The sequence below is a fragment of the Butyrivibrio fibrisolvens genome (assembly GCF_037113525.1).
Classification (GTDB): domain Bacteria; phylum Bacillota; class Clostridia; order Lachnospirales; family Lachnospiraceae; genus Butyrivibrio; species Butyrivibrio fibrisolvens.
Window position 1 is genome coordinate 4,440,876 of record NZ_CP146963.1, and the last position, 14,811, is coordinate 4,455,686.

Sequence of the window (14,811 nt, forward strand, 5' to 3'; positions counted from 1 at the left end):
AAGTTACAAGTCTAACAGCTGACATATGTTCGTATAATCATTTTCAGGATGTTTCTCTTTGGCAAGCTGTGTAAGAACATAAGATAACTTTGTGTAGATCTGCTTCTCTCTTTGGTCAGGCAAAAAAGACAGATGCTTTTTAACTGTATCAGCATCATTTCTTTCTACCGGTCCTGATAGAGCAAGCGCCGGACCTTTTGCAAGTATATTTTCAAGGTTGGCCCTTGCAAGAGGCGCTACTGCCTCAATCGCTTCTTCTGCGCTAAAACCTGATTGTTCCAAATGCCTTTTGGATATCTCATATAAGCCGCACACCAGATTTGAAGCTATAGAGCAAGCCAGATGATAGTTTGTTTTCTGACTTTCTTCTAATATCTTGGTCCTGAGTCCGAGGTTTTTAAGAAAATCCTCCCAGAAAGAAACATTCTCCCTTTTTTCAAGACAAAAAAATACACCCGCAAGATCCTTATAAGCGCTGTATTTATCGCTAAAAGGAAATAACGGATGTATTGCAAAACCTGCTGCGCCTGTGTCTGCAATGCCAGGAAAAGCCTGTGCCGCAGTCATAGCTCCGCTGCAATGTATTATCTGTTTACCCGATATAGAAAAAGAACTTATCTCTTCATATACAGAAGAAATAGCACTGTCCGGAACAGTCAAGAATATCGCGTCACTCTCTAAAACCAATTCCTTTAGGGTGTCGTAACATTTTGTGTTTGTAAAATCTGCTGCTTCTTTTGCCGATTCTCGATGCCTGCTATAATAGCCGGTCACCTGAACGCCTTTCTCCGAGAAATATTTTCCCAGATTAAAACCAACTTTACCTGCTCCAGTAAATCCAATCTTCATCGCAATTCTCCTTTATTCTTAACAATACCTGGAGGACGCGACTTTCGTTCCGAACATTTATTCTCTTGTCGGTACAGTTCTCAACAGTCTGAGATACCATCCGTCGGTGCTGTCTGCACCATATAGAAATGTAGCACTCGTTATAAGAAAAGTAAATAGCAATAGCTCATTTAGTTACACGGTCACACGAACATTTTTTGATAAAAGACATTCATAAAATCATAAAAACTATCACAAAAAAGCATTTTTATCTCATTTTTAATGCTTTTTGCAAAAGTTCTTGAATCTATGATTATTATTGTGATTTGCATTTCGAAATTTCGTGATATTATTCCGTAGTCGAACGTACATGGAAATACATCCGTGTATTTCCGAACATGTACTAATTACATCCTGTAATCATGGAAATACATGAAAACTTAGATTTTTTTAGAGGAAAAAAGTAATATGGCAATCGTAATAACAAACTTAATCATCTTAATAGTTTTATATCTTACAATCTGTGCAATACTTGCAAGATCAATGGGACTTGTTAAGTGCATAGATCCAAATAAGGCATATCAGAAAGAAAACCGCAGACACTTTCTTGACGGTTATAAGAACTGGAAAAGCGAAGAATACATAATAAAGTCTTTTGACGGTTATGAACTTCATACAACTTATATTCCATCAGCAATCCCTTCCAAGAAGTTTGTCATCCTGGTTCACTCATCAACTTATTGCAGGATCGGCGGAATCAAATATTTTAACATATTCAGAAAAATGGGATATAACGGTATTCTCTTTGATCTTAGAGGTCATGGTGATAACAAAAAGGCAGCATCAACATGGGGAATCAAAGAAAGTAAGGATCTCCTTAGTGTAATAGATGATACTGTTAACCGTTTTGGAGATGATATCAAGATTGGTGTTCACGGCGAATGCCTTGGCGGTGTAACAGCCCTTACAGCTCTTAAGTATCATCCCAATATCTCTTTCGTTATTGCTGACAGCTGCTACAATTCACTTTATTCACTTCTTTGCAAGCTTGCTCAGCAGATAGCACATGTATCACCTGTACTTTTTGATCCGGCTGTTATCTTCTTTAAGCTTATGTTCGGGTTTTCTTATAAAAAGATATTTACTAAAGACAGCCTCAGCGGTAATACAGTTCCGATCTGCTTCATCCAGGGTGACAGCGACTGCGTTGTACCGATAAAAGATACTATGGAACTTGAAAATGCAACAACAGGTTATACCGAAATGCACATTTTTGAGGGTGCAGACCACACTCGTAACATCCTTGCTGATTCAGATCGTTATGAGGAGATAATCAAGAACTTTTTGTACAGGGTTAATTGCCTTGAACTTGCAGCTACCGCTTAATATATGATTTAATAAAAACAAGCTTTCGTATAGATCTTTTATAGGTCTATACGATCATTGGGGGATCATATATGAGAGACGGAAGTGCTACTGAAGAAAAAATCTTAAAACTTGCAAAAAAGATGATCATCAAAAATGGTATTGCCAACCTTGATATGAAGGTTCTTGCTGAAAAAATAGGATGCAGCAGAAGCACCCTTTACAGACACTTTTCAAGTAAGGGTGATATCATGATAAAACTCGTTGAAGAATCTCTTCAGATCATCAACAGATCTTCCACTAATCTTCCCAAAGATTCTAATTTTAACAACGGCTTTGAAGAATTTTCATGGTATGTAAATGAAAGAGCCAAAGCACTGATAAAAGAAGTTGATTCTGTAACTTTCATAAGAGACTTCGACTGCCTTTATACCACTGCTTATCCTCAGAGTAAGGAAGTTGAAGGCTTCCAAAACTTTATAAGGATCGACAGCAAATCTGATCCCTGGTTCAGTTCCTTCATGCGTGGCATGGAAGACGGCAGCATCAGACATTTCGACGATCCAACGCTTCAGATCCTTACTATCTCCAACGGACTTCTTGGAATCGCAGAAAGAGTTGTTCCAAGAGTATCATTTTTTGTAAACGAGCAGGGATACGGCGAAGAATTCATAATGAATCAGGCCAAGCTTTATCTTGATGGGATCAAGGGGTAACAGTCCCACTTATACTCATGCCTGTCAGTGATATGATCAAATCCTCACATGTCGGAATTATGATATAATATTATCGTATCTATAATTTCTATACTAATTCTATAGACCCGTTTGGGGCCGAATGTCTATCAAGAGGAGGGGAATCCATGCTAAAGAAATGTATTGCTGAATGTTTAGGAACCTGTGTACTTGTAGTATTTGGATGCGGAACTGCTGCCGCAATCGGTTGTGATGTATCGGGAGGATATGTTGCAACTGCTCTTGCTTTTGGTCTTGTTATCGTTGCCATGGCATATTCAATCGGTAACATCTCCGGATGTCACATTAACCCGGCCGTATCTCTCGGAATGCTTATTTCCGGCAAAATGAGCGTAAGTGATTTCATTTCATATGTAATATCCCAGTGTATAGGTGGTGTTATCGGTGCTCTTATACTTAAGATCCTTGCTTCATCAGGAAGCATCGATGCAGGTCTTGGAGCTAACGGCCTTTATAATGGTGATATTGGTATTTCTATTCTCGTAGAGGTGATCCTCACATTTGTATTTGTACTCGCAATACTAGGAGTTACATCACGCGACGGTTTTAGCAGTGTAGCAGGTCTTGTCATTGGCCTTACTCTTACACTTGTACACCTGTTTGGAATTTATTTCACAGGCACAAGCGTTAATCCTGCAAGAAGCCTTGGACCAGCCCTTCTTGCCGGCGGAGATGCACTTTCATCTGTATGGGTATTTATAGTAGCTCCTCTTATCGGAGCAGCCCTTGCAGCATTTTGCTATAAATTCCTTGATTCCGACAAATGATCTTAATCTTTAAAAAATATTTTAAGAATTCGTATTCTTAAGATCATGATCTCTAAAGACAAAAAGTCACGGCCTTATATATTGACCGTGACTTTTATAATTAATACAAATAGTCATTCACATTTTCAAGTGTGACTTTTGTATGAGGGAGCCGTATATAGTGCTCATCTTCTATGCCAAGATCATCAAGTGATCCTCCTGTAGCAAGGGCTATGGCAAGATCATACATGGCATGAGCCTGACCTTCCTTGTCATTGTATACGGTTCCGCACATGTATCCGGTCTTAACAGCTTCCAGTCCTCCGATAGTTCCATCTATTCCATATATCGCAGGCAGCATCGACTTTGCCTTATCACCAAAGATATTTATATATGCGTCAATAGCACCAAGTGCCATATCGTCGTTATTGGCAAGGATCAGTTCAATTTCAGTCTTTGCATTAATGAGCTGTTCTATCTTACTTTGTGCCTGAGTCCTGTTGAAGTTTGCAATGGCAAGGCCTTTTCTGTCAAGCTTGATACCACTGTTCATCAAAGTTTCAACACAGTACTCGCTTCTTACGATAGCATCCTGATGACCGGCTTCACCCTGAAGCATAACATACTGAATATATCCGTCACCATTTGCATCTATATGAAGGCTATCATCAAGTATTCCTTCTGCTGCAAGCTCGCCCTGCATTATACCTGATTCCATTGCATCAGAACCTACATAATAGAACTTATCAGATCGTCTTAAGTCTTCTCCAGTCAGCTCTCTGTTAAAAAATATGACAGGCACATCGTACTTAAGTGCAAGATCTATAATATGTTCCGGCTCTGTTCTGTCTACAAGATTTATACATATAACATCACATCCGCCATCGATCATCTCCTGCATCTGATTATTCTGTTCTTTCATACTCTGACCGGCATTGTAAGTTATAACAGTAACATTTGTATCTGCATAGCTGTTGAAGTCATCCATAAGCTGGGTTATGAAAGTATCATGAGCATCATAAACAGAGACACCTATACGGATAGTATCTTTTTCCTTATTTTTGATATTGCTGCAACCGGATATTATCATGACCATAAGTGTCATAATTAAATAAAACGATAATATCTTTTTTCTAATCTCCGATCGGGAATAGAATCTGCTGATTCCCTTCATCATACATTGTTTCCCCCGTAACATATGCATAACCAACTGTATAGTCGTTCATCTTGTTACGTTCGTCTTTAAGAACGTAGGCAAGACTGTTTATTGCCATATAGCCCATTTCATATTCATTGATGACCACCATACCGCCTATTATTCCCTGATCCAGGTCACTAAGGTTTTCAGGTGAGCACCCTATTCCATAAAGCTTTACATTTTTCTGACCATTAGTTGGATAAGAATTATAACTATCTACCATCTGTATATAGTCTGCTGCCGTCTCTGTTACATCATTATCAAGAGCTACAAGGATATCAGCATCATTGATATTTACCAGTTCACCGATCTCTCTTTCTGACAGCTCAGTTGCTTCCACACTGAATACTATCTGCGCACCGGCTTTTTGTGATACTTCTTTAAAAGCATTTATCCTCTCCTGAACTGATGCAAGCTTAAGGTTTCCTGCAAGTACACCTATTCTTATACCTGACAGATCCCCATAATCGTTCTCGATCCTTGTTGCCAGTTCACTGCTTACCTGTACACTGTCCGCTCCTATGTAGCTTATCCTGCTGTTATCCAGTTCATCTTTTGCAACATTGTTATCAATAAGCTCGACATAGACATTAGCCGGCATATCCGAAAGGATATCTACTCCCCCACTTCCGGAACAAAGCTGAACAATTACAGCATCAGCGCCATTTTCTATTTCCTGGTAGATAAGATTTTTTTCCTGCTCAGGACTGCCTTCAAAATCTGTTGTAACATAGTTAAGTCTTATGCCATTTTCTCTTGCTGCCTGCCGCAGTCCTGTCTGAAAGCTGTCCCACCTCGCGCTGTTACTGTCATCGACGATTACTGATATCTGGTATTTAACAACAGTACCATCAACATTTATCACATCGATAGCGCAGACAACGATACCTATAACGATCGCAGTTACTATAGCAGCAAGCCATTTACTTTCATTAAATATATTCCGCGGATTCCACATCTTTAGCGCTTTCCTCCGAATATTCTATGTATGGCATGTGAATAGTTACTTTGGTACCCTCATCTGCCTCTGTATCTATCATTAACCCGTAGTCCTTACCAAATCTCAGCTGAAGTCTTCTGTGGACGTTTATAAGGCCAACGCCTGATCCTCTTGCTCTGGTTCTTCCCTCTTCTGTAAGAAGACCTTCTGCCTGCTCAGGGCTCATTCCATAGCCGTTGTCTTCAACTTCGATATATACTTCATCTTCTTTTCTGTATCCGCGAACCTTGATACTTCCGGGATCTTCCATGCCTTTAACACCATAATAGATGGCATTTTCCAAAAGAGGCTGAACCACAAGCTTAACTATACAGCAGTCCATTATTTCCGGATCGATATCATAACTTACAGAAAAAGAATCCTTGAACCTTACCTTCTGAATATTGGTATAGTTCTCTGCATGCTTTATCTCTTCACTGACACGTATGATATTTCTTCCACTTGAAAGACTTATTCTAAACAGTGAAGAAAGCTGGGTTATCATATATACAGCTTCCTTGTTTCTACCATCCTCGACCATCCATACGATCGAATCCAGGGTGTTATAAAGAAAGTGCGGATTAACCTGAGACTGAAGCGCATCAAGCTCGCTTTTTCTCTTTTCTTCCTGCTCCTTAATAATGTCTCCCATAAGGAAAGAGATCTGATTGAGGAGCTTTTGAAGCGTACTTCCAAGATACTGAACTTCACTGGAACCGCCTATATATACCAGCGGAACGCTTTTTTCCGTAACTTCAATATCATGGATCGAAGCTGTAAGCTTTCTTATCGGGCTTGAAATCCTCGCAGAAATAAGCCTGTTCAAAAGAAGTACCGCAAGCATTACAAGAAGAACGATAAGGATCATAAACGATCTTGTACTTCTAAGTCCTACAGACAGATTCTTGGTAGGGATAACGCTTATAAGCTTCCATCCTGTATAGCTTATAGTGTTGACTATCTCTATTCTCTTTTCACCATTAAACTTCTCTTCATAAACTCCATCAGAATAGGATGCTACAGTCGTATTGTTTTCTTCATAGAGACCGGATACGATCTGCATGTTCTGAGGGTGGTAGATGATCCTTCCCTCTCTATCGCACAGGTATATATATCCCTGTGAAAGGGAATTGTTGAGAATATCGAACATCTGATATACAGTCGTATAATCCATGTCTACAAGAAGAACACCCTGCTTCGGGATGCCTCCCCTTGTAAACATGACAGAACGGCTGAGCGATATTACCCAGTAATATCTGTTTGACGAATCACTAAAAAGGTTCTGAACATGAGGCGTTGAGAAATGCATGTTCTCAACTTCTCCTGTTGCGTCTGTGAACCATTCCTGCGTGGTAACATCGATATTTTTCTTCTGGATGGCTGATGGGGCTGCTCCCAGGAGCCTTCCATTAGATTCAAAAAGTGCCATTGAAACAACATAATCTTTGTTGGATTCATATAGAAGATTCATCTGACTTCCTATCTTGTCGACATAGATATCAGATGTCTGTATTGATGTGTAATAAAAGGCATCAGAAAGCTGCCTCATCTGTCTCAGGTAATCTTCAAGCTTTTCACCTGTCTGAGAGAGGATCGTTCTGGCATTTTCAGTTGCAACCTGACGAGATATAGATGCAAAGCTCCTGTAAAGAACTGCACCTAAAAGACTCATGGACAAAATTGAAACAACTGTATATGAGGTCAGGAGCGTGATCTGAATATTACGTGCTCCAAGTTTTCTTTTCAGCTCGTGATGACCTTTTTTTATCCTGCTATCTCTCCCTTTGAAAATCCCCATATATCCTCTTTAAGAGTTTTCACCTCTATTTCGGAACTTTGAAGGTGTTATTCCATACTGGCGTTTAAAAACATAGCTGAAATAATTAGGATCAGTAAAGCCAACTTCTGCAGCTATGACATAGGTTTTCTTGTCAGATGTCATAAGAATCTCTCTTGCCTTATCCATACGATAATCCGTAAGATATGTAACAAAAGTCTTACCTGTTTCCTTTTTAAATACTGTTGAGAAATATGCAGAACTTACCCCAAGATTCTTGCATATCTTTTCTATTGTAATCCCCTCTTCGTTATAGTGAGCAGCGACATATTCCTGTGCTTTAAGCACGAAGGACTTCTGTCCCTTACTCCTTACATCCCCGATCATCTGCTGCATCCTTGTAAGGATTCCCGTCAGCATGATCTTAAACTCTTCAACATCCGGAAGTGCCTTGCCTATTGTGTTCTCTGTAAAGATCTCATCTATGACAAGGTGATTCTCCTGAGCAAATCTGTAAAGTCTGCTCATTGTATCCGTGATAAAAAACTCATACAGCTTCATCGTGCCAAGATCCTGGCTGTAGCTGTCTATAAATCTCCCCGCTTCCAAAGGTATATCAATTGTATCTTCTACACGTATCCTTCTGAGAATATCTGAAAGAGTCTTACCACTTTCATCCAGAATAGTCTCATTATTGTGTTCGGGCTCAATCTCCATGATATTAATAGCTTTACCAATTCCATATATAGCCCTTGATGATACTGCCTGAGAAGCGCCCTCAAGCGAATGGACCGTATCCATAGGATCGGTACATACCATTCCAAGTCCTACTGTTACTACCGCTTTACAGGCTATCTTTGCAAGTCTGCAGAAGCTGTCACAATCATCCGTAAGCTCAATGACCTGCCTTGAATCGTCCATCTGGGCGATCATAACAGTATCTCCCTGATAGGAAAAGAACTTACCGCGCCACTTCTCTTCAAGCCTTTCCTGAGCCAGTCTTCTTACTGAAATTCCAAGAAGAACCGGATTAAGACCCTCCGGCGCAAGTGTAGAAGAAGTATGTATAAGGACAACATCATATACCGGACCTTTAAGATCTATCTGATAATTAAGAAGATACTCTGCAAGGTGTTCCTGCGGAATCCTGCCTGATACAAGCTCAGCATAAAAGTTTTCCTGCAAAAGCGGAAGACTTTGTGCATAATATCTTGAGAGCTTCCTGATACTCTGACGCTCTTCTGCTTCTTTATCAAGAGATTCCCTTATCCTTGTAAAAAGGCTACTTAGTTCATCCGAATTAACAGGCTTTAAGATATACTCTTCTGCCTCAAGCTTAATCGCTTCCTTGGCATATTCAAATTCATCGTAACCTGAGAAAATAATGATCTTAACACCAGGACACAGCTTACGTAGCTGTCTTGAAAACTCAAGACCATCCATATACGGCATCTGAATATCCGTCATGACAACGTCAGGAGTATCACCCTCTGCCATCTCCAAAGCTTCAAGTCCGTTATGAGCATAGGTAGGGACCTCATACCCCAGTCCCTCCCAATCTATTTTTCGAACGATGGCATTTATAACCTCTTCTTCATCATCAACAAGCAGACATTTGTAACCCAATATATCGCCTCCGTACCCGTTTCTGTGACCATTATACATCTTATTACCAAAAATAGCGCGGCCAAAGTAGAGGCCGCGCCCTTTTTTAAAGTCAGAATATTACTTTTTCTTAGCTGCTACTCTAGCTGAGATGATATCAAATGCAACTGCAGCAAGAAGTACGACGCCCTTGATGATCTTCTGATAGTTAGCATCAATACTAAGAATACTCATTCCAAGGTTAATTACACCGATGATAGTAGCACCGATAACTACGCCGAATACTGAACCCTTTCCACCGTATGCTGATACACCACCAACAACGCAGGCAGAGATGGCATCCATCTCGTAGTTAGTTCCGGCTGTTGAGTTTGCAGCCTGGAATCTTGCTACAACAGTCCATGCACTTATAACAGTAAGAACTGCCATGTTAAGGTATGCAAGGAAAAGTATCTTTTTGGTATTGATACCTGAAAGTCTTGTAGCCTCTCTGTTACCACCAATTGTATAGAAGTAACGACCGATTGTTGTCTTCTCTGTTATGAATGCATAGATAAGAACAATTGCAAGAGCCCATACAAGAGCTGTAGGAATACCACCTGCATATGCAAGCTTGTATGCAAAGAGCATTATAACAGCACCGAATACAACGATCTTAACCATCATAATAGCAAATGTATCGTGAACATATCCCTTTTTGATCTTGACCTGACGGCTTCTTACAAGAAGTGCAGCAACAAGAAGTACTGAGATAACTCCAAATACCATACAAGGAATGTTCATCTGCTTACCAGGTGTCTCAAAAAGCTTACCTGAAAAGATTTTGAGGTATGTCTGTGGAATAGGAGCAATTGAACCTGTTGTACTATTTGAAGAAAGGATTGATGTTCCTATACCTCTGAATGCAAGATATCCAACCAGTGTTGCGATCCACGGTGGGATATTGACATAAGCGATCAAAGCACCAAGTACACATCCGTATATAATACCGATAGCAAGCATTGCTACAATGGACAGTCCAACACTATGTTTCTGAACTACCATCATTACACCACCTACAGATCCAAGGAAACAGATAAAAGATCCGCAGGAAAGATCAATGTTACCACCTGTCAGCATACACATAAGCATACCGCAACCAAGAATGTAAACATAAGCATTCTGGATTATAAGTGCGCTAAAATACTGAGATTGAAAAATACTGCCCTGAGTCATAATACAGAAGAAAAGGTATACGACAACAAGAATCAGAAGTCTTGTATTTGATTTTAAAAATTTCATTACTTTTTCCATTTTGTCGTCCCCCTTACTGCTTCTCTCTCTTAGACAGAATATCAAACATAACTGCCAGAAGAAGTACTATACCTTTTACAACTTTCTGATAGTTTGAGTCAACACCCATGATACTCATGCCCTGGTTGATAACACCAAGAAGAGCAGCGCCGATGAATACTCCGGAAATCTTACCGGTTCCGCCATAAGCTGAAGCTCCGCCAATGAAGCATGCTGCAATAGCGTCCATCTCGTATCCCTGACCATATGTAGGCTGAGCAGAAGCAGCTCTTGCTACTGTAAGGATACCTGCAAGACCTGCAAGGAATCCCATATTTGCATAAGCGATAAAGTATACAAGCTTGGTATTAACACCTGAAAGTGATGTAGCCTTCTCATTACCACCTACAGCGTAGAGATAACGACCAACAGCTGTATTATTAAGTACATAGTTATAGATAAGCATTACTGCTGCTATCCAGATAAGACCTGTAGGAACACCCTTGTAGCTTGCAAGAACATATGAAAATACCATGATAACTACACAGATGACAACAGCCTTAACAAGCTTGATCACCGGATCTTCTGAAGCTATGTTGAGCTTCTTTTCCTTAATGACGCCACTTATTGTAGTTGCAAGATATATAAGAGCAACAATAGCACCGATCACAAGACAAGTAACATTGAGCTTAACACTCTCAATCGTGAAAATGTCCTTTACATAACAGTCAGCTCCGCCACCAAATACCTTAAGGAATACAGTGTCGTTAATACCAACTGCAAGTCCGTTCATTGCTACGTTTGCAAGTCCTCTGAATGCATACATTCCAGCAAGTGTTGCAATGAATGGAGGTACGCTTATCCATGCGATCCAATAACCCTGGAAAGCACCAATGATAAGTCCAATAACAAGCATTACGAGTACTGCAACCCAAACATTCATTCCGCTCTTCATTATCAGTGCACCAACACCACCAGCAAAGCAGACTACTGAACCAACTGCAAGGTCGATGTTACCACCTGTCAGGATACACATAAGCATACCTGTTGCAAGAACGAATACGTAAGCATTCTGTGATATAAGGTTATTTACATTCTGCGCATACAGAATCTTACCCTCTGTTGTGATAGCAAAGTATATTACAACAACAATGAGTGCAAGGATCATTGCGTATTTCTGGAAAAAGGAAGACAGTGCATTTGTTTTCATGCTGTTGCCTCCTTTCCTGATCTAAGGATCGCAGCCATTATATTCTCCTGTGTAGCTTCAGAAGCCGGCATCTCTCCGACAATCTTAGCTTCGTTCATAATATAGATTCTGTCACTCATTCCAAGTACTTCAGGAAGCTCTGAAGAAATCATAATGACAGTCTTACCTTCTCTTACCATATCGTTGATGATGCAGTAGATCTCATACTTGGCACCAACGTCGATACCTCTTGTAGGCTCATCAAGAATAAGGATGTCAGGATTAGCAAAAAGCCACTTTGCAAGAAGAACCTTCTGCTGGTTACCACCTGAAAGATTACCTACATTCTGTTCTACGGAAGGACATTTGGTCTTAAGTCTTTCTTTGTAATCAACTGCGATGTTATATTCCTTATCTTTATCAATTACAAAGTTCTTAGAAATAGAATCCAGATTAGCAAGTGTCGTATTGATCTTGATAGACTGGGAAAGAACAAGTCCGTTACCCTTTCTGTCTTCTGTAACATAAGCAATCTTGTGCTTGATGGCATCATTTGTACTCTTCTTCATGTGTACTTCTTTGCCATCGATCTTTAATGAACCTGAGATGTTAACGCCGTATGACTGACCGAAGATACTCATGGCAAGCTCAGTTCTTCCTGCGCCCATAAGACCGTAAAGACCTACAACCTCGCCTTTTCTTGCATACAGTGATACGTTATCAACAACTTTTCTTTCAGGATAAAGCGGATGATATACTGTCCAGTTATCAACTTCAAGCTCGATATCACCAACTTTAACATCAGGACGTTTAGGGAAACGGTCTGTGATCTCACGACCAACCATGCCCTTGATGATACGGTCTTCAGAGATAGGTTCCTTCCCATGATTACTGATGGTTTCAACAGTACCACCATCTCTCAGGACCGTAATATTATCTGCAACATAAGAAACCTCATTGAGCTTGTGGGTGATGATGATCATAGTCATACCCTGCTTTTTGAATTCAAGCATAAGATCAAGAAGTGCCTTAGAATCTGTCTCATTTAATGAAGATGTAGGTTCGTCAAGGATAAGAAGTTTTGCCTTCTTAGCAAGTGCCTTAGCGATCTCTACAAGCTGCTGTTTACCTGTTCCAAGTGCTTTAACAGGTGTTCTTGAGGACTCTGAAAGTCCTACCATCTTTAGATACTTATCTGCTTCGGAATATGTTTCATTCCAGTTGATTCTTGTTTTTTTACCTTTTTCATTTCCAAGATACATGTTCTCGCCGATAGACATCTCCGGTACGAGAGCAAGCTCCTGGTGAATAATAACAATACCTTTTCTCTCTGAATCCTTGATCTTGTTGAACTGGCAGACCTCACCATTATAAATGATATCCCCTTCGTATGAACCATATGGATATATTCCACTAAGTACATTCATAAGTGTGGACTTGCCGGCACCATTCTCGCCTACAAGAGCATGTATTTCGCCCTCTTCAACTTTGAAATTAACATTATCAAGCGCCTTGACTCCGGGGAAGGTCTTGGTTATGTTCTTCATTTCCAATATTGTCATAGCACTTTTTACTCTCCCTTTTTTACTACTACTTAGCGCAATGCCTTACCATAAACAAAATGGATCAAAATGATCCATTTTCAAAAATCGGAGTGAACGATTTTCAGAAACCGTTCACTCCGAGGTTATTACTTAATTACTTAAGCTGATCCTCTGTGTAATATCCGGAATCAATAAGAAGTTCTTTGTAGTTAGATGCATCTGCGAATACAGGCTCGCAAAGGAATGAAGGAACTGTGATAACACCATTGTTGTAAGTTGTTGTATCGTTAACATCAACTGTCTCGTTATTAACGATCTGAGTAACCATCTTAACAACCTGAGAAGCAAGTGTACGTGTATCCTTGAATACTGACATTGACTGCTTACCAGCGATCATGTTCTTTGTATTCTCAATATCGCAGTCCTGACCAGTTACGATAGGATACTCACCGTTGTAGTTAGCTGCAAGAGCGTTCTCTACACCAAGAGCTGTAGAGTCGTTAGAGCAAAGCCATACATCAACGTTTGTTCCATCTGCATAGTAAGAAGAAAGAATGTTCTCTGCTCTTGACTGAGCTGTCTCTGTTGCCCATACAGCTGTTGCAACATCTTCGAATTCTTTCTGACCTGAAGGAATAACAAGCTTGCCTTCGTCAATGTACTTCTGAAGTGTTTCTACAGCACCGTTGTAGAAGAACATAGCATTGTTATCACCAGGGTCACCAGCTGTGATCTCAAGGTTGTATGTCTTATCTGTATTCTCAAGATCAAGTTTCTCGATAATATAATTAGCCTGAACTACACCAACCTGATAGTTATCAAATGTAGCATAGTAAGAAACTGCATCTGAGTTCATGATAAGACGGTCATAAGCGATAACAGGAATTCCTGCTGTCTTAGCCATATCAAGAGCTTCACCAAGTGAAGATCCTTCGATAGCAGCGATAACGAGAACGTCAACCTGGTTGTTGATCATTGTCTCAACCTGTGAAAGCTGCTGCTGAACATCGTTAGAAGCATACTGAAGGTCTACAGTGTATCCTGCAGCCTCAAGCTCCTTCTGCATGTTATCACCATCCTGGTTCCATCTCTGAAGATCCTTAGTAGGCATTGAAACACCAACCTTAACGCCAGATGCGCTTCCGCCATCTGTTGTCTGCTGTGTCTGCTCGCCGCCATCACCGCCGCCTGCGTTACCACCATCAGTTGCGCCACCTGAGCAACCAACAAGAAGTGCAGCAGCCATACCAAGGCTGAGAACCTGTTTGAGTAACTGTTTCTTCATAATTTACCCTCCATTAAGAAATATAATATTTGTTTGGATATCAACTAGCGAATGCCAGATGAATCTCCCTCTCTGTGATAAAAGAATTATAATAAACCGTTTATATAAAAAAAATTGAAAATTCTTCTATCTTTCTTCAAAATTCTTTTACAATTTGGAAAAACCTGGTCTCTAATTTTTTATATTTTTTATTCCGATATATATCTATTAATATAAGAAATCCCGCATCGATTCTGCATAAATCAATGCGGGGATCATATCGTTATTT

Annotated in this window: 12 protein-coding genes; 3 read left to right on the forward strand and 9 right to left on the reverse strand. The window is 40.1% G+C overall.

All coding sequences use genetic code 11. From position 1 onward, the window contains the following. Positions 1-3: 3 nt before the first annotated feature. Complete coding sequence (locus WAA20_RS18925) at positions 4-849, reverse strand: Rossmann-like and DUF2520 domain-containing protein (RefSeq protein ID WP_073385732.1); 846 nt, start codon at positions 847-849, stop codon at positions 4-6. Positions 850-1,296: 447 nt separating this feature from the next. Between WAA20_RS18925 and WAA20_RS18930 the strand changes: the two genes are divergently transcribed. The 3 genes from WAA20_RS18930 to WAA20_RS18940 all read left to right on the forward strand — a co-directional run bounded on the left by WAA20_RS18930 (position 1,297) and on the right by WAA20_RS18940 (position 3,715). Then, positions 1,297-2,214 (forward strand): alpha/beta hydrolase, encoded by a 918-nt coding sequence (locus WAA20_RS18930; protein ID WP_073385733.1) that lies wholly within the window; start codon positions 1,297-1,299, stop codon positions 2,212-2,214. Positions 2,215-2,285: 71 nt separating this feature from the next. Then, positions 2,286-2,909: a TetR/AcrR family transcriptional regulator gene (locus WAA20_RS18935; protein ID WP_073385735.1), complete on the forward strand. Its 624-nt coding sequence runs from the start codon at positions 2,286-2,288 to the stop codon at positions 2,907-2,909. Between the two features lie 146 nt (positions 2,910-3,055). After that, a complete protein-coding gene (locus tag WAA20_RS18940; RefSeq protein ID WP_073385736.1) occupies positions 3,056-3,715 on the forward strand; it encodes an MIP/aquaporin family protein in 660 nt (219 codons plus the stop codon). A gap of 100 nt (positions 3,716-3,815) precedes the next feature. Here the strand turns inward: WAA20_RS18940 and WAA20_RS18945 are convergent, their stop codons facing one another. The 8 genes from WAA20_RS18945 to WAA20_RS18980 form a co-directional block, all read right to left on the reverse strand. Continuing rightward, a complete protein-coding gene (locus tag WAA20_RS18945; protein WP_338801838.1) occupies positions 3,816-4,799 on the reverse strand; it encodes a galactose ABC transporter substrate-binding protein in 984 nt (327 codons plus the stop codon). 28 nt (positions 4,800-4,827) lie between these two features. Then, positions 4,828-5,850 (reverse strand): substrate-binding domain-containing protein, encoded by a 1,023-nt coding sequence (locus WAA20_RS18950; protein ID WP_073385738.1) that lies wholly within the window; start codon positions 5,848-5,850, stop codon positions 4,828-4,830. Further along, positions 5,825-7,669: a sensor histidine kinase gene (locus tag WAA20_RS18955; RefSeq protein ID WP_073385740.1), complete on the reverse strand. Its 1,845-nt coding sequence runs from the start codon at positions 7,667-7,669 to the stop codon at positions 5,825-5,827. The genes WAA20_RS18950 and WAA20_RS18955 overlap by 26 nt, the downstream gene beginning before the upstream one ends. Before the next feature lie 9 nt (positions 7,670-7,678). Beyond that, positions 7,679-9,274 (reverse strand): response regulator, encoded by a 1,596-nt coding sequence (locus tag WAA20_RS18960; RefSeq protein WP_167562662.1) that lies wholly within the window; start codon positions 9,272-9,274, stop codon positions 7,679-7,681. A 99-nt stretch (positions 9,275-9,373) separates the two neighbouring features. Beyond that, positions 9,374-10,546, reverse strand: coding sequence for a sugar ABC transporter permease (locus WAA20_RS18965; protein WP_073385743.1), 1,173 nt, complete (start codon positions 10,544-10,546; stop codon positions 9,374-9,376). Positions 10,547-10,559: 13 nt separating this feature from the next. After that, entirely contained in the window at positions 10,560-11,735 is a 1,176-nt protein-coding gene (locus WAA20_RS18970) for a sugar ABC transporter permease (protein WP_073385744.1), read from the reverse strand. Then, positions 11,732-13,276, reverse strand: coding sequence for a multiple monosaccharide ABC transporter ATP-binding protein (gene mmsA, locus WAA20_RS18975; RefSeq protein WP_073385746.1), 1,545 nt, complete (start codon positions 13,274-13,276; stop codon positions 11,732-11,734). The genes WAA20_RS18970 and mmsA overlap by 4 nt, the downstream gene beginning before the upstream one ends. Before the next feature lie 136 nt (positions 13,277-13,412). Beyond that, positions 13,413-14,543, reverse strand: a complete 1,131-nt coding sequence (locus WAA20_RS18980; protein ID WP_073385747.1) for a sugar-binding protein — start codon at positions 14,541-14,543, stop codon at positions 13,413-13,415. Positions 14,544-14,811 lie beyond the last annotated feature (268 nt).